20 protein-coding genes are annotated in these 24,471 nt (G+C 67.2%); 9 read left to right on the forward strand and 11 right to left on the reverse strand.

What is annotated here, in order from left to right; translation table 11 throughout:
• Positions 1 to 31: 31 nt before the first annotated feature.
• Genes ACWV8V_RS18295 through ACWV8V_RS18305 form a run of 3 tightly spaced genes read left to right on the forward strand, consistent with a single transcriptional unit; the run spans position 32 to position 3,432 of the window.
• The gene (locus tag ACWV8V_RS18295) at positions 32 to 826 is read left to right on the forward strand and encodes a thiazole synthase (protein WP_259259348.1); all 795 of its coding nucleotides are present in this window, start codon (positions 32 to 34) and stop codon (positions 824 to 826) included.
• Complete coding sequence (gene trmB, locus ACWV8V_RS18300; protein WP_455900411.1) at positions 826 to 1,560, forward strand: tRNA (guanosine(46)-N7)-methyltransferase TrmB; 735 nt, start codon at positions 826 to 828, stop codon at positions 1,558 to 1,560. Before ACWV8V_RS18295 ends, trmB begins: the two co-directional genes overlap by 1 nt.
• A gap of 24 nt (positions 1,561 to 1,584) precedes the next feature.
• Positions 1,585 to 3,432 (forward strand): SLC13 family permease, encoded by a 1,848-nt coding sequence (locus ACWV8V_RS18305; RefSeq protein WP_179460220.1) that lies wholly within the window; start codon positions 1,585 to 1,587, stop codon positions 3,430 to 3,432.
• Positions 3,433 to 3,553: 121 nt separating this feature from the next.
• On the opposite strand, the gene ACWV8V_RS18310 is transcribed toward ACWV8V_RS18305, so the two are convergent.
• Entirely contained in the window at positions 3,554 to 3,901 is a 348-nt protein-coding gene (locus tag ACWV8V_RS18310) for a Rieske (2Fe-2S) protein (protein WP_259259341.1), read from the reverse strand.
• A gap of 177 nt (positions 3,902 to 4,078) precedes the next feature.
• Between ACWV8V_RS18310 and ACWV8V_RS18315 the strand changes: the two genes are divergently transcribed.
• The 4 genes from ACWV8V_RS18315 (at position 4,079) to ACWV8V_RS18330 (ending at position 7,206) form a co-directional block, all read left to right on the forward strand.
• Positions 4,079 to 4,354: a hypothetical protein gene (locus tag ACWV8V_RS18315; protein ID WP_121039319.1), complete on the forward strand. Its 276-nt coding sequence runs from the start codon at positions 4,079 to 4,081 to the stop codon at positions 4,352 to 4,354.
• A 108-nt stretch (positions 4,355 to 4,462) separates the two neighbouring features.
• Complete coding sequence (locus ACWV8V_RS18320; RefSeq protein ID WP_121039322.1) at positions 4,463 to 5,170, forward strand: fumarylacetoacetate hydrolase family protein; 708 nt, start codon at positions 4,463 to 4,465, stop codon at positions 5,168 to 5,170.
• Between the two features lie 54 nt (positions 5,171 to 5,224).
• On the forward strand, positions 5,225 to 5,638 hold the full coding sequence (gene mscL / locus ACWV8V_RS18325) for a large-conductance mechanosensitive channel protein MscL (protein WP_121039325.1): 414 nt from the start codon (positions 5,225 to 5,227) through the stop codon (positions 5,636 to 5,638).
• 146 nt (positions 5,639 to 5,784) lie between these two features.
• A complete protein-coding gene (locus ACWV8V_RS18330; protein ID WP_455900412.1) occupies positions 5,785 to 7,206 on the forward strand; it encodes a M28 family peptidase in 1,422 nt (473 codons plus the stop codon).
• 326 nt (positions 7,207 to 7,532) lie between these two features.
• On the opposite strand, the gene ACWV8V_RS18335 is transcribed toward ACWV8V_RS18330, so the two are convergent.
• The 7 genes from ACWV8V_RS18335 to ACWV8V_RS18365 form a co-directional block, all read right to left on the reverse strand.
• Positions 7,533 to 8,372, reverse strand: coding sequence for a TrmH family RNA methyltransferase (locus tag ACWV8V_RS18335; RefSeq protein ID WP_259259335.1), 840 nt, complete (start codon positions 8,370 to 8,372; stop codon positions 7,533 to 7,535).
• Positions 8,365 to 9,882: an alanine/glycine:cation symporter family protein gene (locus tag ACWV8V_RS18340; RefSeq protein WP_455900413.1), complete on the reverse strand. Its 1,518-nt coding sequence runs from the start codon at positions 9,880 to 9,882 to the stop codon at positions 8,365 to 8,367. The genes ACWV8V_RS18335 and ACWV8V_RS18340 overlap by 8 nt, the downstream gene beginning before the upstream one ends.
• Positions 9,883 to 10,011: 129 nt before the next feature.
• Positions 10,012 to 13,137: an efflux RND transporter permease subunit gene (locus tag ACWV8V_RS18345; RefSeq protein WP_259259332.1), complete on the reverse strand. Its 3,126-nt coding sequence runs from the start codon at positions 13,135 to 13,137 to the stop codon at positions 10,012 to 10,014.
• On the reverse strand, positions 13,134 to 14,222 hold the full coding sequence (locus ACWV8V_RS18350; RefSeq protein WP_259259330.1) for an efflux RND transporter periplasmic adaptor subunit: 1,089 nt from the start codon (positions 14,220 to 14,222) through the stop codon (positions 13,134 to 13,136). The genes ACWV8V_RS18345 and ACWV8V_RS18350 overlap by 4 nt, the downstream gene beginning before the upstream one ends.
• A 245-nt stretch (positions 14,223 to 14,467) precedes the next feature.
• A complete protein-coding gene (locus tag ACWV8V_RS18355) occupies positions 14,468 to 16,525 on the reverse strand; it encodes a TonB-dependent copper receptor (protein WP_455900414.1) in 2,058 nt (685 codons plus the stop codon).
• Positions 16,526 to 16,595: 70 nt separating this feature from the next.
• Positions 16,596 to 17,066, reverse strand: a complete 471-nt coding sequence (locus ACWV8V_RS18360; RefSeq protein WP_346472558.1) for a hypothetical protein — start codon at positions 17,064 to 17,066, stop codon at positions 16,596 to 16,598.
• Between the two features lie 247 nt (positions 17,067 to 17,313).
• Positions 17,314 to 18,297, reverse strand: coding sequence for a LysR family transcriptional regulator (locus tag ACWV8V_RS18365; RefSeq protein WP_121039345.1), 984 nt, complete (start codon positions 18,295 to 18,297; stop codon positions 17,314 to 17,316).
• Positions 18,298 to 18,535: 238 nt separating this feature from the next.
• Between ACWV8V_RS18365 and cysK the strand changes: the two genes are divergently transcribed.
• Together cysK and ACWV8V_RS18375 are read left to right on the forward strand one after the other, a co-directional pair.
• Positions 18,536 to 19,495: a cysteine synthase A gene (gene cysK, locus ACWV8V_RS18370; protein ID WP_346472504.1), complete on the forward strand. Its 960-nt coding sequence runs from the start codon at positions 18,536 to 18,538 to the stop codon at positions 19,493 to 19,495.
• A gap of 240 nt (positions 19,496 to 19,735) precedes the next feature.
• The gene (locus tag ACWV8V_RS18375) at positions 19,736 to 20,335 is read left to right on the forward strand and encodes an O-acetyl-ADP-ribose deacetylase (RefSeq protein WP_123730339.1); all 600 of its coding nucleotides are present in this window, start codon (positions 19,736 to 19,738) and stop codon (positions 20,333 to 20,335) included.
• A 4-nt stretch (positions 20,336 to 20,339) separates the two neighbouring features.
• Here the strand turns inward: ACWV8V_RS18375 and ACWV8V_RS18380 are convergent, their stop codons facing one another.
• The 3 genes from ACWV8V_RS18380 to pyk all read right to left on the reverse strand — a co-directional run bounded on the left by ACWV8V_RS18380 (position 20,340) and on the right by pyk (position 24,407).
• Positions 20,340 to 21,656 carry a M1 family metallopeptidase gene (locus ACWV8V_RS18380; protein WP_455900415.1) on the reverse strand — a complete coding sequence of 439 codons (1,317 nt, stop codon included), beginning with the start codon at positions 21,654 to 21,656 and terminating at the stop codon, positions 20,340 to 20,342.
• A 127-nt stretch (positions 21,657 to 21,783) separates the two neighbouring features.
• The gene (locus ACWV8V_RS18385; RefSeq protein WP_123730338.1) at positions 21,784 to 22,788 is read right to left on the reverse strand and encodes a class I fructose-bisphosphate aldolase; all 1,005 of its coding nucleotides are present in this window, start codon (positions 22,786 to 22,788) and stop codon (positions 21,784 to 21,786) included.
• A gap of 152 nt (positions 22,789 to 22,940) precedes the next feature.
• Complete coding sequence (pyk, locus tag ACWV8V_RS18390) at positions 22,941 to 24,407, reverse strand: pyruvate kinase (protein ID WP_259259314.1); 1,467 nt, start codon at positions 24,405 to 24,407, stop codon at positions 22,941 to 22,943.
• Positions 24,408 to 24,471: the final 64 nt, after the last annotated feature.

The raw sequence follows: 24,471 nt of genomic DNA on the forward strand, positions 1-24,471 counted from the left end.
TCGTGACGCGCGATAGGCGATAATTCGGGCCATGAATGCACCTGCCCCCACTGACTCGCTGGTGATTGCCGGCAAGACCTATGCTTCCCGCCTGCTCACCGGCACCGGCAAGTTCAAGGATCTGGAAGAAACCCGCCTGGCCACCGAGGCCGCGGGCGCCCGGATCGTCACCGTGGCGATCCGCCGCACCAACATCGGGCAGAACCCAGGCGAGCCGAACCTGCTCGACGTGCTGCCGCCGGACCGTTACACCATCCTGCCCAACACCGCCGGCTGCTACACCGCCGAAGACGCCGTGCGCACCTGCCGGCTGGCCCGCGAGCTGCTGGACGGCCACAACCTGACCAAGCTGGAAGTGCTGGGCGACCAGAAGAGCCTGTACCCGGATGTGGTGCAGACCCTCAAGGCGGCCGAGCAGCTGGTCAAGGATGGCTTCGAGGTGATGGTCTATACCTCCGATGACCCGATCCTGGCCAAGCGCCTGGAAGAGATCGGCTGCGCCGCGGTGATGCCGCTGGCCGCGCCGATCGGCTCGGGCCTGGGCATCCAGAACAAGTACAACCTGCTGCAGATCATCGAAGACGCCAAGGTGCCGATCATCGTCGATGCCGGCGTGGGCACCGCCTCCGATGCGGCCATCGCGATGGAGCTGGGCTGCGACGGCGTGCTGATGAACACCGCCATCGCCGGCGCGCGCAATCCCATCCTGATGGCCAGCGCGATGCGCAAGGCCGTGGAAGCGGGCCGCGAGGCCTTCCTGGCCGGGCGCATTCCGCGCAAGCGCTACGCCAGTGCCTCCTCGCCGATCGACGGGTTGATCGCCTGATGACCAATCCTTTCGACAGCGCCGGTGCCAAGGCACCGCCCAAGCCGTTCACCATCACCGAAGGCCGCCGCGAGGTCCGCAGTTTCGTGCTGCGCCAGGGGCGTTTCACCCCGGCCCAGCAGCGTGCATTCGATGACCGCTGGCCGCGTTTCGGCCTGGATTTCACCGGTGAGCCGCGCGATCTGGATGCCACCTTCGGGCGCGATGCGCACAAGGTGCTGGAGATCGGTTTCGGCAATGGCGCCGCGCTGCGCTTCGCCGCGCAGCAGGATCCCAGCCGCGATTACATCGGTCTGGAAGTCCACGCCCCCGGCGTGGGCCGCCTGCTCAATGCCCTGGCCGACGACAACGCCGACCACGTGCGCCTGTACCACCACGACGCGGTAGAGGTGCTGGAGAAGGAAATCGCCGATGGCGCGCTGGATGAAGTGCGGATCTACTTCCCGGACCCGTGGCACAAGAAGCGCCATAACAAGCGCCGCCTGATCCAGCCCGGCTTTGCCGAGCTGCTGGTTCGCAAGCTGCGCGTCGGTGGCCGCCTGCACTGCGCCACGGACTGGGAAGACTATGCCGAGCAGATGTGGGACGTGCTCGATGCCACCGCCGGGCTGACCAATCGCGCCGGTCCGCGTGGCCAGGTGGAGCGGCCGGAATGGCGCCCGCAGACCCATTTCGAAACCCGTGGCCAGAAGCTCGGCCATGGCGTGTGGGACCTGTTGTACGACCGCACCTGATCCGACAAGGAACCGCGCCACCCCATGGATACCGCGCTGACGCTGACTACCGACATGAAGCTCGTCCTCGGGCTGGTCGGCTTCACGATGGCGATGTTCCTGTTCGAGCGCATCCGCGCCGACGTGGTGGCATTGGTGGTGCTGGTGGTGCTCGGCGTCACCGGCCTGATCGCCCCGGAAGAAATCTTCGGTGGCTTCTCCGGTAACGCGGTGATGAGCATCATCGCCACCACCATCCTCGGCGCGGGCCTGGACCGCACCGGGGCGCTGAACCGGTTGGCGGCCTGGCTGCTGCGGCGCGGGCATGGCGTGGAAACACGCCTGCTGATGATGACCACCGCGATCGCCGGCTTGAACTCTTCGTTCATGCAGAACCCCTCGGTGATGGCGTTGTACCTGCCGGTCGCCTCGCGGCTGGCCGCGCGCACCGGGCTGACGCTGCAGCGCCTGCTGCTGCCGATCGCCGCGGCCATCGTGATGGGCGGTGCGCTGACCATGGTCGGCAACTCGCCACTGATCCTGCTCAACGATCTGCTGGCCTCGGCCAACAACAACCTGCCCTCGGGCCTGGCCACCATCGAGCCGCTGCGCATGTTCGCGCCGCTGCCGATCGGCGTGGCCCTGCTGATCGCCTCGCTGCTGTATTTCCGCTACTTCGGTGATCGCAAGCTGGTGGAGGAAGAGACGCTGGCCAACGATGGCGTCACCCCGTCGCGCACCGAGAGCTACTTCGCCAAGACCTACGGCATCGAAGGCGATGTGTTCGAGCTGGTGGTCACCGCCGAGAGCCCGCTGGTCGGCATGACCCTGGGCGAGGCGGAGAACGTGCACGATGCGCCGCTGCTGCTGGCGCTCAAGACCGGCAACGACACTCGTCTGGCCCCGCCGGCGGAGATGCGGATCTGGGTCGGCAGCGTGCTGGGTGTGATGGGCGCGCGCCAGCAGGTCAGCGATTTCGCACAGAACCAGTTCCTGCGGATGTCCTCGCGGTTGAAGCACCTGGGCGATCTGTTCAACCCGAGCCGCGCCGGCATTTCCGAAGCGGTGGTGCCGCCCACCTCCGATGTGATCGGCAAGAGCGCTTCGGACCTGCGCCTGCGCAAGCAGCGCGGCATCAGCCTGCTGGCGATCAACCGCGACAAGCAGGTGATCCGCGAAGACGTGCGCAACGTGGCCCTGCGCGCGGGTGACATGCTGGTCTTCCACAGCATCTGGACCGACCTGGCGCAGGCGGCCAAGAGCCGCGACTTCGTGGTGGTGACCGATTACCCCAAGGGTGAGCAGCGCCCGCACAAGTTCAAGATCGCGATGAGCATCTTCGCCCTCACGATCCTGATCGCGCTGACCTCCAAGCTGCCGGTGGCGCTGACCCTGATGACCGGCGTGGCCGGGATGCTGCTGACCGGCGTGCTGCGCATGGACGAGGCCTACGCCTCGATCAACTGGAAAACCGTGTTCATGATGGCCGGGCTGATTCCGCTCGGCTGGGCGATGGACAGCAGTGGCGCGGCGGCGTGGATCGCCGGGCACACCATCGACCGCCTGCCGACCGGCATCCCGGTGTGGGTGCTGGAAATCGCGCTGGCATTGTTGACCACGATGTTCTCGCTGGTGATCAGCCACGTGGGCGCAACCATCGTGATGGTGCCCATCGCGGTGAACCTGGCGCTGGCCGCCGGGGGCAGCCCGACCGCGTTCGCGCTGATCGTGGCGCTGTCGGCCTCGAACAACCTGATGACCGCCTCGAACCCGGTGATTTCGATGATCACCGGCCCGGCCAATTACACCCCGCGCGAGCTGTGGCGCGTCGGCGCCCCGCTGTCGTTGATCTATACGGCGGTGGTGGTGCTGATGATCAACCTGATGTTCTAGGGCGTGCCGGCCGCTGGTCGGCTCGCCCGATACGCCCAGTAGTGCCGGCCGCTGGCCGGCATTGGAGGCGTAGCGGCCAACGGTCGCTACCTACCGATGGGCCCGGGCCCACCGGTCGTTGTCACGCCAGCCAGACCTGGCCGTCGCGCACCTGCACGGACACCGCGCGCAGGCGATCACCGCGACACGGGCCGGCCACGCAGTCGCCGTTCTCCAGCGAGAACGAGGCGCCATGCGCTGCGCAGACCAGATGGCCTTCCTTGCTTTTCAGGAACTGACCCGGCGCCCAATCCAACCGGCGGCCCGCGTGCGGGCAGATGTTCAGCCACGCACGCACCTGGTCGCCCTCGCGATACAGCACCACCGATTCACTGTCGCCATCGATGCTGGCATCGGTTTCAGCGAAACCTCCGTCGGCCATGGCGTCCAAGGCGATGAGGGCGGTGGCAGTGGTCTCTGGAACGGACATGGCATCTACAACAGGCAGTGGAGGCACAGTGTCTCACGCGCTCATGTCACTGGCTCCCGGATGAATACAAGTCATTGATTTGCAATGCACGCGGGGTACGTTTAACGCTTTTTTCACTCAGTCACAAAGGCCAGCACGGATACTCGTCCACTGCTGACCTCAGCCAAAAAGAGTGCCATGTACAGCCGCATCTTCCAGTTCAACCAGTTCCGTGCCCTGTTCGCGCCGCGCAAGCCGCGCCACCCGTTGGTGCGCGTCGCGGTCGGTCTGTTGGGCCTGGCGATCCTGGCCGCGCTGGTGTTCGTGGGTGTGTTCGTGGGCGCGGCGATGATCATCGCCGGTCTGGCATGGAAGCTGCTCGCCCAGCGCAAGAGTGCGCGCACCGTTCCGTCGCAGGTCGTGGACGGCGAGTACCGGGTGGTCCGCAAGCAGGCCTTGCCGATGTCGCGTTGATCGACGCGCATTCCTCCTGATGACGGCCGCGCCCTGCGCGGCCGTTTCTGTTTCTGGCGGCGGGAAAACGCTCTAGACTGCGGCGAAACCTCTCCACAGGACGCACGCATGACCGATGTAATTCCCACGCCCGAGCAGCCCCGTATTCCGGTCGCTGGCGGCGGTACCTTCCCGGTGCGTCGTATCTACTGTGTCGGCCGCAACTTCGCTGATCACGCGCGCGAAATGGGCGCAGCGGTGCCGTCTGCCGATGATCGCGGCCGCCCGATGTTCTTCAGCAAGCCGGCCGATGCGATCGTGGTCGGCCATGACGATGTGATTCCCTACCCGCTCGCCACCCAGGACCTGCACCACGAGGTGGAACTGGTGGTGGCGATCGGCAAGGACGCGCCTGCCGGCGAGCTGCCGGTGGACCAGGCCGAGGCGCTGGTGTTCGGCTACGGCGTCGGCCTGGACCTGACCCGCCGCGATCTGCAGGCGCAGGCCAAAGCCAAGGGCCACCCGTGGGATCCGGCCAAGGGTTTTGACCAGTCCGCCCCCGTGAGCGAGCTGGTGCCGGCCGGTGAAGTCGGCGATCTGGCCGCCCTCAACCTGTCGCTTGAGATCAACGGCGAAGTGCGCCAGCAGTCGCTGCTGGACCAGATGATCTGGAACGTGCCGGAGATCCTGCATGAGCTGTCCAAGCTGTGGGCGCTGCGCGCAGGCGATCTGGTGTTCATGGGCACGCCCTCGGGCGTGGCCGCGCTGAAGCCGGGCGACCGTTTCAGCGCGCGCCTGGAAAACGTGGCCGAGCGCCACGGCATCATCGCTGGATGACATCCACTGCGTTACGCTGCGGCGTCTTTTTCCCCACTGCGACAGGAGAGCCCGATGGGTGTACTGACTGAGTTCAAAGAATTCGCGATGCGCGGCAACGTCATCGATCTGGCCGTCGGTGTGGTCATCGGCGCGGCGTTCGGCAAGATCGTCACCGCACTGGTGGACAAGATCATCATGCCGCCGCTGGGCTGGATGATCGGCCGGGTGGACTTCTCAGAGCTGGCCTGGACCCTGGCCCCGGCCCGGATTGCCGCCGATGGCAAAGAGATTCCGGCGGTGGTGATCGGCTACGGTGACTTCCTCAACACCGTGGTGCAGTTCGTGATCGTGGCCTTTGCGATCTTCATGGTCGTGAAGTTCATCAACCGCCTGGCCCGCAAGAAGCAGGCCGAGCCGGCCGCCCCGGCGGCGCCGAGCGAAGAAGTGCTGCTGCTGCGCGAGATCCGCGACAACCTCAAGCACTGAGGCGGCACTACCCATCGAAAGCCCCGCTCCGGCGGGGTTTTCGCTTTTGGAAAACAGCATTCGCCGGAGCATGACCTACCGCCCATGTGCGGCCGGGAGAGGCTGGTAAGCTCGGACGCTTCCGCCCCGTTTCCCGGAGTTCGTCCATGCGTCGCCGCGTCCTTGCCATCGCATCTTCCCTCGCCCTGCTGGCCGCACCCGCGTTCGCGGCGACCGGTATCACCACGCTGCCGCCCAAGTCGCTGGCCACCGCTGCCGAGCTGCGCGAGCAGGCGCTCAAGGACGACACCGGCTGGAAGGTGGTCGAGTCGCTTACCACCGAGATCGGCCCGCGCATCGCCGGCAGTGAAGCCGACGCACGCGCCGTGGCCTGGGCGGTGGCCAAGTTCACGTCGCTGGGCTTCGACAAGGTCTGGACCGAGCCGGTCACCTTCCCCAAGTGGGAGCGCCGCAGTGAACACGCCGAAGTGATCGGCAAGCATGCCCAGCCGCTGACCATCACCGCCCTTGGCGGCAGCCCGGGCGGCACGGTGGAGGCTGAAGTCGTGCGTTTTGCCGATCTGGCCGCGCTGCAGGCCGCGCCGGAGGGTTCGCTGAAGGGCAAGATCGCCTTCGTCGATTACCAGATGACCGCCTACCGCGATGGCCGCGACTACGGCAACGGTGGCGCCGTGCGCAGCAAGGGCCCGTCCGAGGCGATCCGCAAGGGCGCGATCGGCTTCGTGATGCGGTCGGCCGGTACCGATTCGCACCGCGTGCCGCACACCGGCATCACCCGCTTCGATGACGGCCTGACCCCGGTGCCGGCCGCCGCGCTGTCGGTGCCCGATGCCAACCAGCTGGCGCGCCTGGTCGCGCTCGGCAGCACCACGCTCAAGCTCAGCCTGGATTGCGGCTGGGACGGCAAGGCAACCTCGCACAACGTGATCGGCGAGATCACCGGGCGCAGCCTGCCCAAGGAAGTGGTGGTGATCGGCGGTCATCTGGATTCCTGGGACCTGGGCACCGGCGCGGTGGATGACGGCGCCGGCGTGGGCATCACCATGGCGGCCGGCCATCTGATTGGTCAGCTCAAGCAGGCGCCCAAGCGCACCATCCGCGTGATCGCCTTCGCCAACGAGGAGCAGGGCCTTTACGGCGGCAAGGCGTATGCCGAAGCGCACGCCAAGGATGTGGTACTGCACCAGCTCGCGGCCGAGAGCGATTTCGGTGCGGGCCGCATCTACGCCTTCAACACCGGTTCGCCAAACCCGGCCTACTCGCGCGAGGCCACCCGCCAGATCGCCGAGGTGCTCAAGCCGCTCGGCATCGAGTACGCCGCCGACAAGGGTGGCCCGGGCCCGGACATCGGTCCGCTGGCGGCCAAGGGCGGCGCCTGGGCATGGCTGGCGCAGGACGGTAGCGACTACTTCCACCTGCACCACACCGCCGACGACACGCTCGACAAGATCGACCCGGCCGCACTGGCGCAGAACGTCGCGGCGTATACCGTGTTCGCGTATCTGGCGGCCGAGGCCGAGGGCAGCTTCGGCAGCGAAGCCAAGCCAACCACCCCGCCGAGCGAATGATCCCGACACGCAAGCGATAGGTACCGACCGCTGGTCGGTACAAAAAAAAAGCCCGGTCGCACAGCGACCGGGCTACCGGGACACATCACACCCCACGCGGTGAGCGCCGCTAGACCCTCGCGGTCCGGACAAGCGGATCGCCGCGCTGCGGGGGTGTCTCTCCTCACCCACGCAGCACAGCGCCCGCCCGGCACTGTGCGCAGTTTTCACTGCATGCACTATGCGATTAATCCGAAAGCGATGTAGTCACGACGAGTTCGGTGAAACCGATCACACCGTGGGTAGCGCGAATGATGACGCGCGTCCCCGAAACATGCCGGCCATGGTCAAACGCGACTGCGCCCGAACCACTGCGCCAACAGTACCGCCGTTGCCGAGGCAACGTTGAGGCTTTCCACCGCACCGGTACCGGGAATCGATACCTGGTGGTCGCAGTCCTGCGCCAATTCGCGATCCATGCCTTCGCCTTCGGCACCCATCACATAGACCAGGCGCGACGGCAGCGCGCTGGCAAACAGATCTTCGCCACCGTCCACCAGCGTTGCGGCCAGGCTCAGCCCGGCCGCACGCAGCTGGGCCATGGCTTCAGGCAGTTCCGGCAGGCGCACCAGCGGCACCGATTCAGCGCCGCCCTCGGCCACGCGCGCGGCCGCACCGGACAACGCCAGCGTGGAACCCGGCGGCAGCAGCAGCCCGGCCACGCCGAAGTGCGCCGCCGAGCGCAGGATCGCGCCGAAGTTGTGCGGGTTGCCCACGCCATCGAGCCACAGCGCCAGCACCGGCTTGCCGGCCGGCAGCGTGGCGAGCCACTCCTCCAGCTCCAGCATCGGCGCCCGCAGCACGTCGGCCACCAGGCCTTCGTGGTGCGTGGTCGCGGCGAGCTTGTTCAGATCCCCCTCTTCCACCACGCGGTAACCGACGCGGTTGGCCACGCACCACTTCAGCACCGGCTGCATGCGCGGAATCAGCGCCTCGGTCAGGTACAGCTTGCGCAGCGCCTGCGGGCGATGCTCGAACAGGGCCTGCACGGCATTCCAGCCGTACAGGCGCAGCTCGTCGTTGCCACGGCCGGGCGGCGGCGGGGTGCCACCTTCGCGGGGGGGCAGCGGAGTGGCGCGCGGCGGCCGTGCGGACGGACGGCGCGCATTCTTCCAGGGATCATTCACTACGGGACAGCTCCAGCTTGCGTTGACGCCAGAAATCGGCGTTCTTGATGCCCAGGGCATCGGGGTCGAAGGTCGGATCCAGGCCGAGCTTCTTTTGACGCTCATAGTCGCGCAGCGCCAGCATCGCCGGCTTCTGCACGATCAGGATCGCGATGATGTTCAACCACGCCATCAGGCCCACGCCGATGTCGCCCAGTGCCCACGCCATACCGGCATTGTGGAAGGCACCGAAGATCACCATGCCGATGATGCCCAGGCGCAGCAGCAGGACGGTCAGCGGACGCTTGGCGTTGTTGTTGACGTAGGTCAGGTTGGTCTCGGCCATGTAGTAATAGGCCATGATCGTGGTGAAGGCGAAGAAGAAGATCGCGATCGCCACGAAGGCTGCACCGAAGCCCGGGATGACGGTTTCCACCGCCGCCTGCGCGTAGCCCGCGCCTTCAGCGACACCGGCCAGGCCAGCGAACACGGGCGCGCCGCCCGGCACCGGCGAGTACACGTTGTAGGTGCCTGCGGCCAGGATCAGGAACGCGGTGGCGGTGCACACCATCATGGTGTCGAAGTAGATCGCGAAGGCCTGTACGTAGCCCTGCTTGGCCGGGTGCGAAACCTCCGAGGCGGCCGCTGCATGCGGGCCGGTACCCTGGCCGGCCTCGTTGGCGTAGATGCCGCGCTTGACGCCCCACTCCACCGCCAGGCCCATCATCGCGCCGAATGCGGCATGCGCACCGAAGGCGCTGCTGAACACCGTGCGGAACATGTCCGGCACGCGGTCGTAGTTGAGGATCATGATGGTGATGGCCATCAGGATGAAGGCGGCGGCCATGAACGGAACGACCACCTCGGCGAAGTTGGCGATGCGCTTGACGCCGCCGAAGATCACGACCGACAGCAGCAGCGCGACCACGATACCGATGCCCAGCTTGAGCGCCTGCACCGATTCCAGGCCCATGAACTGGCCATCCAGCGGCCCGCACAGGGCGCCGCCGCGGCAGGCATTGATGATGCTGTCGGCGATGGCATTGGCCTGCACGCCCGGCATCAGGAAGCCGGCGGCGATGATGGTCGCCACGGCGAACGCCAGTGCGTACCACTTCAGCCCCATGGCCTTTTCGATGTAGTACGCCGGGCCACCGCGGTAGCGGCCTTCGGCATCCTTGGTCTTGTAGATCTGGGCCAGGGTGCACTCCACGTACGACGTGGACGCACCGAGGAAGCCCATCACCCACATCCAGAAGATCGCACCGGGGCCGCCAAAGGCGATCGCGGTGGCGACACCGGCGATGTTGCCGATGCCCATGCGCCCGGCCATGGACATGGCCAGCGCCTGGAACGAGGAGACACCGGCGTCCGATTTCTCACCCTGTACGGTGAGTCGGCACATCTCCACGAAACCCCGGATCTGCATGAAACGGGTACGGGCACTGAAGTACAGGCCTGCGGCAAGACACAGGAAGATCAGAGCTTTGCTCCAGATGATCCCGTTGATGAAACTGACTACTTCTTCCACGCGCTCTCTCCAGTCGGCGGAAACAAAAGGAACGTCCCCGTCGGCTGGGACCCGGTCGATTCTCCACGATCCGGGCCGCACTGCGTAGTGGCAATTTCAATGAATGGGCGGCCTTGCCGCCCATTCGGGTCAGGCATGGCCACCGACCGAGGGAGTTTCCGCTTCCTGGCGGGCGAGTTCGCGGGCCACGGCTTCCGGCGAGCGGGTGTACGGGGCCAGCAGCGAGTAGAACGCCGGCACCACGAACAGCGACAGGAAGGTGGACACGGTCACGCCGAAGATCACCACCACACCGATCGTGCCGCGGCTGGCCGAGCCGGGGCCTCCGGCCACCACCAGCGGGATCGCACCGACCACGGTGGCGATGGAGGTCATCAGGATCGGGCGCAGGCGCACCATCGCCGATTCGACGATGGCCTGGTGCACGTTGCGGCCTTCATCGCGCAGCTGATTGGCAAATTCCACGATCAGGATGCCGTTCTTGGCCGCCAGGCCGACCAACATCACGATGCCGATCTGACTGAACAGGTTGATCGTGCCGCCACTGACATACAGACCCAGCAACGCGCCGAGCACGCCCAGCGGCACGGTCAGCATGATCACCAGCGGATGGATGAAGCTCTCGAACTGCGCGGCCAACACCAGGAACACCACCAGCAGCGCCATCGCGAAGGTCAGCAGCACGGCACTACCGGCGTTCTGGTACTCGCGCGATTCGCCCTTCCAGCTGATCTGTGCGTGCTGCGGCAGCTCTTCGCTGGCCACCTGCTGGGCCCAGGCGATCGCCTCGCCCAGCGGGTAGCCCGGGGCCAGGCCGGCGCTGATGGTGATCGAGCGCAGCCGGTTGAAGCGGTTGAGGCTGCCGGCTTCGGCCACTTCGCTGAGCGTGACCAGGTTGGACAGCGGGACCAGTTCGCCGCCACTGGCACGCACGCGGATCGCGGCCAGATCGGCCGGTGAAGCGCGCCCTTCGCGGCCAGCCTGGACCAGCACGTCGTACTCCTCGCCGTTGTCGACGAAGGTGGTGACGCGGCGCGAGCCCATCATGGTTTCCAGCGCGCTGCCGATCGCGGTGACCGACACGCCCAGATCGGCCGCGCGCTGGCGGTCGATGTTCACGCGCATCTGCGGGCGGGTTTCCTTGTAGTCCGAGTCCGTGCCGACCAGGCCGGGGTTGTCGGCCATGCGCAGCAGCATGCGGTCACGCCACTGCGCGATTTCCGCGTACTCCGGGCCACCCAGCACGATCTGGAACGGCTGGCCCTGGCTGCGCACCAGGCCACCACCGACCTGGGTGCGCACGCGCACGCCCCGCAGATCATTGAGGTGGGTCTGCAGCTCGGCCGCCACATCCGGGGTGGACACATCGCGTTGCCGCCACGGCTGCAGGAACACGCTGATGCGGCCGGTATGCATTTCTTCGCTGGAGCCCCAGCCACCGGGCACGCGCGGGTTGGCGCGCACGATCGGCTCATCCTCGCCAACGAAGCCGGAGACGATCTTCTCGACCTGCTGGACCTGGCCGACGGTGTAATCGAAGCCGGCACCTTCCGGGCCATCGATCATGATCTGGAACGAGCCACGGTCTTCGGCCGGGGCCAGCTCGGACGGCAGCACCTTGAGCAGCAGCGCGCTGGCCAGCAGCGAGAGGATCATCACCACGATGTAGACCCACGTGCGGGTCACATGCGCTTCCAGGAAGCGCCCGTAGGCGGCCGACAGGCGATCCAGATTGCGGTTGATCAGCCCGTGCAGGCCCTTCGGTGCCTGGCCGGTATGCGGCTTGAGCAGCTTGGAGGCCATCATCGGGGTCAGCGTGAGCGACACGAACGCCGACAGCGCCACGGCCGCGGCCAGCGCGACGGCCAGCTCGCGGAACAGGCGACCGGTGTTGCCTTCCAGGAAGCCGACCGGCAGGAACACCGCGACCAGCACCGCGGTGGTCGCGATCACCGCAAACGCCACCTGGGTAGTGCCGCGCTTGGAGGCGACCAGCGGCGGCTCGCCCAGATCGATGCGGCGCTGCACGTTCTCGACCACCACGATCGCGTCATCCACCACCAACCCGATACACAGCACCAGCGCGAGCAGGGTCAGCAGATTGATCGAAAAACCGAAGGCGTACAGCGCGATGAAGGCGGCGATCAGACAGACCGGCACCGTCACCGCGGGAATCAATGCGGCACGGAAACTGCCGAGGAACAGCCAGATCACCGCCAGCACCAGCAGCATCGCCTCGACCAGCGTGGCGTACACGCGATCGACCGCGGCCTCGATGAAGGTGGTGTTGTCGAAGGCCACGAAGATGCGGGTGCCTTCCGGCAGCGTGCTGCTGATCCGGTCGGCTTCGGCGCGTGCTTCGCGGGCGACATCCAGCGCGTTGGCGGTGGAGGTCTTGACGATGCCCAGGCCGATGTTCGGTTCGCCGTTGCTGCGGTAGTACGCCCGGCGTTCGGACGAGGCCAGTTCGATCTTGGCCACATCGCCCATGCGCACCACGTACCCGTCGGCGCCCTTGCCCAGCGGAATGCCGGCGAAGTCTTCGGGTTTGACGTAGTTGCGCTCCACGCGCAGGGTGAAATCGCGGTCGGCCGATTCGATGCGGCCGGCCGGCAGTTCCACGTTCTCGTTGCGCAGCGCGCTTTCCACATCGCCCACGGTCAGCCCGCGCGCAGCGAGCTGGTCGCGGTCCAGCCAGATCCGCATCGCATAGCGCTGGCGGCCACCGATACGCACCTGGGCCACGCCATCCAGGCTGGAGAAGCGGTCGACGATGTAGCGGTCGGCGTAGTCGCTCAGCTCCAGCGTATCCATCGAGGTCGAGCTCATGTTGAGCCAGATGATGGGGTCAGCGTCGCTCTCGACCTTGGCGATTTCCGGTGGCCGCGCCTCTTCGGGCATGCGGTCGGCAACACGGCTGACCGCATCGCGCACGTCGTTGGCGGCCGCTTCGATATCGCGGTTGGAGGTGAACTCGATGCTGACCTGCGAGCGCCCGTTGGAGCTGCGCGCGTTGATGGTATCGATACCTTCGATGCCGGCCAGGGCATCTTCCAGCACCTGGGTGATGCGGCTCTCGATGACCGCTGCCGACGCGCCGGTGTAATCCACCGAGACCGACACGATCGGCGGATCGATCGCAGGCAGTTCGCGCAGGGTCAAGCGCGTGAACGACATGAAGCCCAGCACGACCAGCAGCAGGCTCATCACCACGGCGAAGACCGGCCGCTGGATGGAAATGTCGGAGAGTTTCATCCGGCGGTGTCCGGCTGGGTGGCAGGTGCCGGTGCAGGGGTCGCGGGCGCGGCCTCATCGGCCTGCACTTTCAGGCCCGGGCGCAGCTTGCCGGTGCCGTCCACCACGATGCGGTCGCCCACGGCGAGGCCTTCGCGGATTTCCACCACACCACTGCGGCGCCCACCGGCGATGATGTCGGCGCGTTCCACGGTCTGGTCCTGCTTGACCCGGAACACGTAGGAATCGCGACCGACCTGGACCACCGCGATCTCCGGGATCACCAGTGCCTGGCGCTCGGGACGGAACATGCGCACATCCAGCAGCATGCCCGGGCGCAGCGCGTGGTCGGCATTGATGAAGTCCGCGCGCACGGTAACCGCACGCGTGCCGGGATCGACACGGGTATCGATGGTGGCAACCTCGCCTTCGAAACTGCGGCCGGGGTAGGCCACGCTGGTGGCAGTGACCTTGTCGCCGTTGCTCAGCGAGGCCAGCTCGGCCTCGGGCACCTGGAAGTCCACGTGCATGCGCTCGATGTCGTCCAGCGTGGTGATCGCGGTGCTCGGCGTGACCAGCGAACCGGCGCTGACCTGGCGGATGCCGAGCACGCCGGCAAACGGCGCGCGCACCCGGCGGTCGCCGATGTCCGACTGCATTTCGCGCACGCGCGCCTCGGCGGCATCGCGGATGGCGCGCTGGGTATCCAGTGTGGAGCTGGCCACCAGCTGCTGGGCCGCAAGTTCGCGCTGCCGCTTGTACAGCTGATCGGCTTCCTGGAAGGTCGCCTGGGCCTGCAGCAGGGCCGCTTCCTGGGCTTGGCCGCGCAGGGTCACCAGCGGTGTACCGGCGCTGACCTGCTGGCCACTCTCGAAGTGGACCGTCTCGATGATTTCGCTGACCTTGGCGGTGACCGTCACCGACTCGCGCGCCTTGGCCGTGCCCAGCGCCTGCAGGGTGTCACTCCATGCCGAGGTCTGCACCACCTGGGTGGTGACCGGTACGGCGTCTGCCTGCCGGCGAGCGGCCTCGTCTTTGCTGCCACACCCAGCCAATGCGACCAAGGCGATGCCAGCGGCGAAGCGCGCTGCGATGCGTCCCAACATGTAATGCGATCCCGGTTGTTTCTCGACCGCCGAGTGTATAGAGGGCCCGGGTGAAGACATATGTGCCAAGCGTTTACCGGCGCCTTCACATCTGCCGGTGGCGGGCGAAAGCCCTTTCGTGCTGGGGGGTAGCGGACGTGTATCGCCATGTATCGGCGCATGTCGAAACGCGCGCTGCGGTGCTGCCCTGTCGTGGCTGGCGCAGCAGGCGCCGGGCGAGGCGTGCCCCCGCCCGGCAGCCGGCCTCAATACCGGTAGTTCACTTTCAGCCACGCGGTGCGGCCGGGCTCATTGATCCGTACCGGATCGGCCGGGAAGCCGAAATCGGCGCTGCCGGCCAGGTTCAGATGCTCGCTGTAGGCGCGGTCGAACAGGTTGTCGACGCCTGCACTGACCAGGAGCGCCTCATTGACCCGATAACTGGTGTTCAAGGCCAAGGTGGCGAAGCCGGCGCTGGGGCCGAGATCGCGGGCGACCACGTTGCCCTGCCCGGCCGCCACCCGGCCCTGGCGGGAGACCGCACGTGCCAGCGCGCCCACGGTCCAGCGCTCGCCTTCCCAGGCGGTGCTGAGGCGGGCTTCCAGCGGCGGCATCTGCGGCAGCGCGCGGCCGTCACTGCGGTTTTCGCCCCAGGCATAGGCCAGCGTGCCGCCGAGTTTCCACTGCCGGGCCAGCTGCCACTCCGCGCCCGCCTCGGCGCCGGCGATGCGTGCATCCACGTTGGTTGCCTGGCTGGTACTGCCCATCATGCCGCCGTCGCGGTAGGTGAACAGGATGTAGTCCTGAATACGCCCGGCATACGCCGAAACCCAGGCATTGAGGCGATCGGTGCGGTACTGCAGGCCCAGATCGAGCTGGGTGGTTTTTTCCGGCTGCACGCCGGTAAACGCGTTGACCGCGCCAGCCGGGCCGAGACTCGGCGAGAACAGTTCCCAGTAGTCGGGCATGCGCTCGCTGTGCCCGACACCGGCGTACCAGGTCAGGGCGGGGGCGATGTCGCGCTCGAACCGGACAAACCCGCTGCCCAGGGTCTCGCGCCGGGCCTGCCCGGCGGTGGGATTCGGCATGGCCATCATGCCGCTGGTGGCGCGCTCGTCCTTCACCTCGGCACGGTCGATGCGCTGGCCACCCACCCAGCGCTGCGCTGTGCCCTCGCCCAGGGTGATCTCGGTGAATGCCCCGAGGTTCTCGAAGCGCGCATCGGTGCGCCACGGCTGCTGCCGGTACGTGTTGCGCCCCATCGCATTGCGGCTGCGGTGACGGCTGTCCTGCGCGTCCACGCCAGCCACGATGGCGATGTCCTGCCAGCGCCATTCCGAGGCGATGCGGCCCCCGGTGGTGCGGCGATCGACATTGGAGCCCATCGGCATCGGCATGCTGCTGGCCGGGTTCGGCGTGCGCAGCGTGTAGTTGTCCATCACGTGGTCGGCGTCGTTGTAGTACAGGTTCGCCTGCAGCCTGTCCCATGCGCCGGGCAGGTTGTCCTTCTCGAAGCGCGCGGCGTAGCTGGTGCGCTTGAACGAGGCACCGTCCATGCCGCGTCCGGCATAGCGCGCGATCGCATCACCGGTGCCGGCAGACAGCTCCAGCACGGTATCGGCATCGGGTGTCCAGCCGACCGCGACATCGCTGTTCCACTTGCGCCACGTGGACGGCACCACGTCGCCGTTGCCGTCCTTGTAGTCGTCCGATTCGGAGCGATTGCCGTTGACGCGCACGTAGCCCGGCGAGGCGCCGGCGGTGAGATCCAGCACCTGGTCATTGCGGTTGCGCGAGCCGACCAGCGCGCTGGCGTTGGTATCCACGCCGGGCTGATCGAACTGCGGGGTATCGCGCTCGAAGCGCACCGTGCCGGCCGAAGCGCCGGCGCCCCAACGCACGCTCTGCGGCCCCTTGATGATGGTCAGCCGATCGAAGGTCTCCGGGGCGATGTAGGACAGCGGGTTGTCCATGCGCGAGGGGCACGCACCGATCAGATTGCCTTCGTTGCTGACGATGTTCAGACGCGAACCGAACATGCCGCGCAGCACCGGATCACCGTTGGTGCCGCCGTTGCGGATCGCCGAGAAACCGGGAACCGTCTTCAGATAGTCCGCGCCATCGCTGGCCGGCACCGGCTGACGCGGCAGCCGCTGATCGGTGACCCAGTGCAGCGGCGAGGACGGCGCGGTGGCGGTGACCACCAGCGTATCGAGGGTGCGGGCGTCGTCATTGGCGGCATGCAGCGGCAGCGCGACCAGGGCCAGCGACAGGGAAACAGACAGGCGCGTCAGTGCGCCCGCGCTGCGGGAAGAAACAGTCATGGTGGAACTCCAGAAAAGCACACAGGCACGCGCCGCCATCACGGCGACACGGGCAGGAAGGGCGGCGGTTTCAGGAGATCGCGGGGGGACCGCGTGCGGCGTGGGCAGGCCAGCGCAGGCTGCGTGGCGTGCCCACCGCGCGCAGGACGCGTGGTGCGATGACCGGCAGCGCCGGCAGCAGCAGGATCAGCACCGCCAGCCACGGCATCAGCCGCGAGGCCATCATGCAGTACTCGCAGGCATCGCCATGGCCGGCGTGCTCGCTCATCGGTGGCGACGATGCGGGGGTGTCGTGGGCGCTTGGCAGGGCGTGCATCGGCATGGGTTGCATCGCCATGTCATGGCGCGCCATGTCGTGCTGCTGCATGTCGTGGTGGTGCACGTCGCGCTGCGCGATGTCGTGCTGCATGTCGTGCCCGGCGTGGGCATCGGGCGGCACGGGCGGCACGGGCATCGCGTGGGTCATGCCGGTCGGCATCAGCATCACCGGCGCCTCGGCATGCGCCTGTTGCCAGCGGCTGACCAGCGGCGCCAGCGCCATCAGCAACGTCGCCACGAAGGCAAGCTGCAACAGGACGGCATACGGGCGACGGCGGACGTTCACCCCGTCATGGTAGCGCCCGAGCGTTGGCCGGCCGACCCGACGCCCTGCGACCAACCGTCGCAGCGGCCCTTTCGAAGCGCCCACCGAACCCCTCAACCCCTCTGGAGAAAAGCCCCCTTCTGTTGAAGGGGGCGCGCCAACGGCGCGGGGTAGAGGGGGAATGCGCGGGCAGCCATCACCGTCGCTAGACGGTGATGGTCTGCGTCAGCGATTCCCACGTCGGCGGCAGCGGCCAGTTGGCCTCCTGGTTGCCGTCGATCACCCGGCGCAGGTCGCGGGTATCGATCTGCGGGGCGAGCACGTGCACCAGCTCCAGCGCGTAATCGCGCAGCACGCGGTCGCGCGGCAGCACCGCCCAGGCGATGCACTCGTCGATCGGCGCCGGGGCCGGCCAGGACCGCAGGTCTTCGTCGCTGGCGTTGACCGCCATTTCCGCCAGCAGGCCCACCCCCAGGCCGGTGCGCACGTAGGTCTTGATCAGGTCCGCATCCAGGGCGGTCAAGGCGATGTCCGGGGTCAGCCCGGCGCTGGCGAAGGCGCGCTGCAGCGAGGAGCTGCCGCGGGTGGAGGATTCGTAGCTGATCAGCGGGTGGCTGGCGAGCGCCTGCAGGTCCGGCGCCGCGCCCGGGCGATCCAGCGCGTGCCCACGCGGCACCAGCACCAGCCGGCGCCAGCGGTACAGCGGAATGGCCAGGCCGGCCGTGGGCTCACCGCCCGCGGTGCTGATGATGGCGATGTCCGCATCGCCCTGGCTGAGCAGGTCCAGCGCGTCGCTTTCAGCAGCCTGCTGCAGATGCACGCTGACCTGCGGGTAGGCCTGCTTGATCCGCGCCACCGCCGGCGGCAGCACGAAGCGCGCCTGGGTATGGGTGGTGGTGAGCACCAGTTGGCCCTGGCTTTCACGGCGCTGGTTGGCCGCATAGGTGCGGATATTGTTGGCCTCGCCCAGGACGGCGCGGGCGCGGCCGATCACTTCCACGCCCGCCGGGGTCACCGCTTCCAGGCTGCGGCCCTTGCGCACGAACAGCAGGAACCCGAGTTCATCCTCCAGCTGCTTGAGCTGTTTGGACAGGCCGGGCTGGGTGGCGTGCACACGGGACGCCGCCAGCGTGATGTTCAGCTCGGCGTCGGCGATGGCGACCAGGTAGCGAAGTTGAGTCAGCGTCATGGGCGGGCGATACGGCGCATGGAGAGGGGGCCATCCGACTGTAGGGCAAATGCCGTCACCAGCTTATAACCAAACGTTGTTTAAGAAGGTAATCAGGTCATTTCGCGCGGTCATATGCCAGCGGTACGGTCTGACCGACCCCGGCCCGGCCGCGCGCGGGCGCCTTGCGCCGCCACCGGCCCGACCCTTCCCCTGCCGCACGGCCCCCGGGCGGCACCGACTTCTCCGGAGCATCCCCATGGCCCTGTACGACTCCATCCTGGACACCATCGGCAACACCCCGGTGGTGCGCCTGCACCGTCTCGCCCCCGAGCACGTCACCCTGTATGCCAAGGTCGAGTCGTTCAACCCCGGCGGCTCGGTCAAAGACCGCCTGGCGCTGGCGATCATTCTCGACGCCGAGGCCAAGGGCCTGCTCAAGCCCGGCGATACCATCGTGGAAGCGACATCGGGCAACACCGGCGTGGCGCTGGCGATGGTGGCCGCCGCGCGCGGCTACAAGTTCGTGGCCACGATGGTGGAGACCTTCTCCATCGAGCGCCGCAAGCTGATGCGCGCCTATGGCGCCAAGGTGATCCTGACCCCGGCCGCCGAGCGTGGCTCGGGCATGGTGCGCCGGGCGAAGGAACTGGCCGAGGAACACGGCTGGTTCCTGGCCAGTCAGTTCGCCAACCCGGCCAACCCGGCCTATCACCGCAACACCACCGCCCCGGAAATCCTGCGCGATTTCGCCGGCAGGCGACTGGACTACTTCGTCACCGGCTGGGGTACCGGCGGCACCCTGACCGGCGTCGGCGAGGTGCTCAAGGTGGCGCGACCGGAGACCCGGATCGTCGCCACGGAGCCGGAAGGCGCTGCCCTGCTCAAAGGCGACGAGTGGAAGCCGCACAAGATCCAGGGCTGGACCCCGGATTTCGTGCCGGAGGTGCTCAACCGCGGTGTCTACGATGAACTGCTGACCATCGACGACGCCCGCGCGATCGAGACCTCGCGCCGGCTGGCGGCCGAGGAAGGCATCTTCGTGGGCATCTCGGCCGGTGCCACGGTCGCCAGCGCGCTGGACATCGCCGCCAAGGCCGCACCCGGCTCGGTGATCCTGGCGATGCTGCCCGACACCGGCGAGCGCTACTTCTCCACCCCGCTGTTCGCCGACATCAACGAAGGCTCCGACGACGACTGGCTGGCCGGTCTGCCCTGATCCCGGCGTTGGTCCGTATGAACGAAACGCCCGCCTTGATCGGCGGGCGTTCTGCTTGGTGACGCGCTTCATCTTCCGTGAAGCGATCCGGCGGCATCGTGTGAATGTCAGCCAGCGCCCGCCGGGTCGCACTGCCTGAGACGACGATGACGCAGCCTAGATGTCGCGCAGGTTACGGTGCAGCGCAGGCACGTCATTTCGTTGTATGGACCCGGTATCAGCACGTAAGGAGCGGTACGCATGAAGATCGAAGTGTGGCAGGGCGACATCACGACCCTGGCGGTGGATGCGATCGTCAATGCGGCCAACGAATCCCTGCTGGGCGGCGGTGGCGTGGACGGCGCGATCCATCGCGCAGCCGGCCCGCAGCTGCTCGACGCCTGCCGCGCCCTGCCGGAGATCCGCCCCGGCATGCGCTGCCCGACCGGGGAGGTGCGCGAAACTCCGGCGTTCGATCTGCCGGCAAAGCACGTGTTCCATACGGTCGGCCCGGTCTGGCAGGACGGTCTGCGCGACGAGCCGGCGCTGCTGGCCAACTGCTATTGGAAGTCGCTGCAGCTGGCTGAAAAGCTGGAACTGGAATCCATCGCCTTCCCGGCGATCAGTTGCGGCGTGTTCGGCTATCCGCTGCACCAGGCCGCGCACATCGCCGCCACCGAGACCCTGACCTGGCAGCGCTCGCACCACCAGCCGCGCCGGATCATCCTGGTGGCGTACAACGCGGCGACGTACAAGGCCTACCAGTCGGCGCTGGCCGCGCTGGGTCAGCCGGTCGAGCCGTCAACCTCGGCGATCTTCGCGCCGCTGGCGATGGGATTACCGCCGGCGGCAGCGCACTGACGCGTCAACCGACGCCGTAGACCCACTGCGCGAAAAATGGCTGCAATGATCGGCCGGCCGCGGTTTCCATCGCACGCTGGAAATCGGCGGTCACCACCGACCGCCCATCATTGGCCTGCGTGTACGCACGGATGCCGCGCCAGAACGCGGCCTCGCCCATTTCGCCGCGCAACAGGTGCAGTACGTACGCGCCCTTCTGGTACACCACCGCGCGGTCATCGCCGGTCGGCGCGCTCCAGTCCGCGTACACCAGCGCATGATCCGCGCCCTTGGCACGCAGCGCGTCCAGCCGCGTGCGCCAGATGGTGACCTGCGCCTGGTAGGCCGCCTCTCCCTGCGCCTGCTGGAGGTAGGCGGCGGTCATGAAGTTGGCCATGCCTTCGTTGAGCCAGAAATGTTCCCAGCCGGCGCAGGTCACCCGGTTTCCCCACCACTGATGCGCGGCCTCGTGCGCCATCAACGCGGTTTGGGCGGGGTCTTCCAGCAATTGCTGGCCGTAGCGCTCGGACATCAGCGACAGCCCGGCCATTTCCTGCCCGATCGTGCGGGCCACCAGCGCCTGCTGATAGTCGCCGCGATACGGCAGTCCCGCGCGTGCGGCGAAGAAATCCAACATCGCGCCCGTAGCGGTGAACACGCGCTGCAGCTGCTCGGGCGAGCGCTCCCTGGACAGGAACCGCAAGCCGGTCGCGCCATGCTGCTGTGTGGCTTCGTGATATCGGCCTGCGGTGAAGCCGTAGACATACCCCGGCATCGGCGTCTCCAGCTGCCAGCGATGTTCGATGCGCCCATCGGAAAGCGTGCGCACCGGCAGCGCGCGACCGGTCCCGGCGGCCAACAGGCCCGCCGGCAGGGTCACGGACAGGGCCAGCGTGGCGCGCTCGTCGGGGGCATCCACCGACGGCATCCACTGACTGGTCGAAAAGATCGTGTAGACCTCGTCGCGCTCGGGCGCGAATTCCAGGCCATACGGCGGTTGGCCGTGATAGCGGATCGTCACGCTGGCGGTATCGCCGCGCGCAAGCGGTTCGGCCAGCGTGATGTGCACCTTGGCCTCGTCCTGCGCGAATGCCAACGCGCGATCGCCCTGCAGCGCCGCCGTCACCTTGAGCGCGCCGCTGTCCAGCGTCACTGCGCGCAGCGCATGCTCGGCCCGGAACCGCACCGTCTGCTCGCCAGTGACGCGCTTGTGGGCGATGTCGGGCACCAGCGCGACCTCGTAATGCAGCACATCGAAGCCGCGCGATGGCACAGCGTGCGCCGATGCGCTCACCAGCAGCAACGGCAGCACACACAGCCAGATACAGAAGCGAGCGAACATGAGACCCATCCATGCGAAGGTGGACCGCATCGTGCCAGAGCACGCGCGCCTTTGCGCACCGTTGTATCGCGCAAACAAAAACGCCGGCACAAGGCCGGCGTTCTCGTTGACGGTGGTCAGGCGTGAATCAGCCGTTCCACTTGCCCAGGGCGGCCTGGCCGTTTTCCTTGGCGCGGTCGAACACGGTCTGCTGTGCCTTGGCGATGTTGGCCTTGGTGTCCTTGGCCCACAGCTTCAGCGCTGCCTGCTGCATGGCGCGGCCGTAGGAGAAGCTCAGCGGCCACGGCAGGTTGCCCATCTGGTTCATGGCGTTCAGATGCGCGGTGGACTGCTCATCGCTCTGGCCACCGGACAGGAACACCACGCCCGGCAGGATCGCCGGCACGGTGCTCTTGAGGCACATCACGGTCGACTCGGCCACTTCCTCGACGTCGGCCTGCTCTTCGCAGCCCTTGCCGGAGATGACCATCGAGGCCTTCAGGATGGTGCCTTCCAGCAGCACGTTCTGCTGGTACAGCGCGTCGAACAGCGAACGCAGGGTCGCTTCGGTGACTTCGTAGCAGGTTTCGATGTCGTGGTCGCCGTCCATGATCACTTCCGGCTCGACCATCGGCACCAGGCCGCATTCCTGGCACAGCGCCGCATAACGGGCCAGCGCGTGGGCGTTGGACTCGATGCAGGTGCCCGACGGGATGCTTTCACCGATGTTGATGACCGCACGCCACTTGGCGAAGCGCGCACCCAGCTTGTAGTACTCCTGCAGGCGCTCGCGCAGGCCGTCCAGGCCTTCGGTGACCAGCTCGCCCGGGCAACCGGCCAGGGCATGGGCGCCCTTGTCGACCTTGATCCCCGGAATGATGCCCTGGGCGGCCATGTACTTGGCGAACGGGACGCCGTCCTTGGTGGACTGACGGATGGTCTCGTCGTACAGGATCGCGCCGGAGATGTGCTCGTTCAGCTTGGGCGTGGTGAGCAGCAGTTCGCGGTAGGCGCGACGGTTCTCCTCGGTGTTCTCCAGGCCGACGCTGGCGAAGCGCTTGCCGATGGTGCCGGTGGATTCGTCGATCGCGATGATGCCCTTGCCCGGGGCGACCATGGCCTGTGCGGTTTCAGCCAGCTGTTCGATGCTCATGTACTTCCTGTGGCGGGTGCGGGAAAACGCCAATTATAGACCCCGCCTCCCGTGAACTGGCCGTCCACGAAATCTGGAAACGATTCCATCTGAAACGACGAACCCGCGCGGCTGTGAGGCTACGCGGGTCCGGGTACTGCGGGGCGGGTCGGTTAAAGCTCGCCCAAGCCGCTGGCACGGCCGTCTTCGCCGACTTCCAGCAGGCGCAGCGTGTTGGTGGCGCCATGGGTTTCCATGTGCTCACCGCTGGTGAAGACGACGCGGTCGCCGCTCTGCAGCTGGTTCGCTTCGAACAGCAGGCGGATGCTGCCGCGCGCGGCTTCGCGCGGGGTCAGGCCGCGGCTGTCGAAGTTGATCGGGAACACATCGCGCATCAGCGCCATCTGGCGGCGGGCGCCGTCATGGCGGGTCACCGCGAACACCGGTGCCGAGGCGCGGAAGCGCGACAGGTAACGCGCGGTGCCACCGGATTCGGTCATCGCCACGATCGCGCGCACGCCCACGTGCTGGGACAGGAACATGGTGGCCATGGCGATCGCCTGGTCAGCACGCTCAAGGCCGCGCGGCGAGGCGCCGAAATCGGTCTCGGTCTGGAACTGGCGTTCGGCACCGAGGCAGATACGCGCCATCGCTTCGACCGCCTTGACCGGGTACATACCCGCGGCGGTTTCGGCCGACAGCATCACCGCATCGGTACCGTCGATGACCGAGTTGGCCACGTCCAGCACTTCGGCACGGGTCGGGATCGGGCTTTCGACCATCGACTGCAGCATCTGGGTGGCGGTGATCACCACCTTGTTCTGCGCCAGCGAGGCCTTGATGATCTTCTTCTGCAGGCCCGGCAGTTCGGCATCGCCGATTTCCACGCCCAGATCACCACGCGCGACCATGACCACATCGCTGGCGTCGACGATCTCTTCGAGGTTCTCGATCGCTTCGGTGCGCTCGATCTTGGAGACCAGCGCGGCGTAGCAGCCGTGCGACTCGGCGATCTCGCGCGCGTCGTTCATGTCCTGCGCGTTGCGGCAGAACGAGACGGCGATGAAATCCACGCCGATCTTGGCCACGATGCCGATCAGTTCTTTGTCGCGCTCGGTCAGCGCGCCCAGCGACAGGCCACCGCCCTGCTTGTTCAGGCCCTTGCGGTCGGACAGCACGCCATCGTTGAGTACCGTGTTGATGATGCGCTCGCCCTGCACTTCGATCACCTGCAGCTGCATCAGGCCATCGTCGAGCAGCAGCACGTCACCGGCGACCACGTCCTGCGGCAGGCCGAGGTAGCTCACGCCGACCTGGGTGGTGTCGCCCGGCGGCGGGGTGGCCGAGGCAACCAGGTCGAAGCGGTCGCCCGCCTTGAGCTTGATCTTGCCTTCGGCGAAACGCTCGATACGGATCTTCGGGCCCGGCAGATCGGCCAGGATGCCCACTTCCACGCCCACGCGGGCGGCCGCGGCACGCACATCGGCGGCGCGCTTGGCCTGGCCGGACGGGTCACCGTGGCTGAAGTTGAGGCGAACCACGTTCACGCCGGCGCGGAAGAGATCCTCCAGCACGCCCGGCGGGTCGGTCGCCGGTCCGAGGGTGGCAAGGATCTTGGTGCGACGCTGACGCTCAATCATGGTTAATGGGCTCCCGTTAAAGGAGTGAAATTAGCACACCCATCACGTCCCATGAATACGATTA

This window comes from Stenotrophomonas sp. Ker107b (assembly GCF_053847245.1).

Bases quoted from the DNA above. Each gene is read 5' to 3' on its own strand.
- ACWV8V_RS18385 (WP_123730338.1), bottom strand. From the start codon at position 22,788: ATGAGCATCGAACAGCTGGCTGAAACCGCACAGGCCATGGTCGCCCCG.
- trmB (WP_455900411.1), top strand. From the start codon at position 826: ATGACCAATCCTTTCGACAGCGCCGGTGCCAAGGCACCGCCCAAGCCG.
- ACWV8V_RS18320 (WP_121039322.1), top strand. From the start codon at position 4,463: ATGACCGATGTAATTCCCACGCCCGAGCAGCCCCGTATTCCGGTCGCT.
- ACWV8V_RS18350 (WP_259259330.1), bottom strand. From the start codon at position 14,222: ATGTTGGGACGCATCGCAGCGCGCTTCGCCGCTGGCATCGCCTTGGTC.
- ACWV8V_RS18315 (WP_121039319.1), top strand. From the start codon at position 4,079: ATGTACAGCCGCATCTTCCAGTTCAACCAGTTCCGTGCCCTGTTCGCG.
- cysK (WP_346472504.1), top strand. From the start codon at position 18,536: ATGGCCCTGTACGACTCCATCCTGGACACCATCGGCAACACCCCGGTG.
- ACWV8V_RS18305 (WP_179460220.1), top strand. From the start codon at position 1,585: ATGGATACCGCGCTGACGCTGACTACCGACATGAAGCTCGTCCTCGGG.
- ACWV8V_RS18365 (WP_121039345.1), bottom strand. From the start codon at position 18,297: ATGACGCTGACTCAACTTCGCTACCTGGTCGCCATCGCCGACGCCGAG.
- ACWV8V_RS18295 (WP_259259348.1), top strand. From the start codon at position 32: ATGAATGCACCTGCCCCCACTGACTCGCTGGTGATTGCCGGCAAGACC.
- ACWV8V_RS18345 (WP_259259332.1), bottom strand. From the start codon at position 13,137: ATGAAACTCTCCGACATTTCCATCCAGCGGCCGGTCTTCGCCGTGGTG.
- ACWV8V_RS18375 (WP_123730339.1), top strand. From the start codon at position 19,736: ATGAAGATCGAAGTGTGGCAGGGCGACATCACGACCCTGGCGGTGGAT.
- mscL (WP_121039325.1), top strand. From the start codon at position 5,225: ATGGGTGTACTGACTGAGTTCAAAGAATTCGCGATGCGCGGCAACGTC.
- ACWV8V_RS18380 (WP_455900415.1), bottom strand. From the start codon at position 21,656: ATGTTCGCTCGCTTCTGTATCTGGCTGTGTGTGCTGCCGTTGCTGCTG.
- ACWV8V_RS18355 (WP_455900414.1), bottom strand. From the start codon at position 16,525: ATGACTGTTTCTTCCCGCAGCGCGGGCGCACTGACGCGCCTGTCTGTT.
- pyk (WP_259259314.1), bottom strand. From the start codon at position 24,407: ATGATTGAGCGTCAGCGTCGCACCAAGATCCTTGCCACCCTCGGACCG.
- ACWV8V_RS18360 (WP_346472558.1), bottom strand. From the start codon at position 17,066: ATGGCGCTGGCGCCGCTGGTCAGCCGCTGGCAACAGGCGCATGCCGAG.
- ACWV8V_RS18330 (WP_455900412.1), top strand. From the start codon at position 5,785: ATGCGTCGCCGCGTCCTTGCCATCGCATCTTCCCTCGCCCTGCTGGCC.
- ACWV8V_RS18310 (WP_259259341.1), bottom strand. From the start codon at position 3,901: ATGTCCGTTCCAGAGACCACTGCCACCGCCCTCATCGCCTTGGACGCC.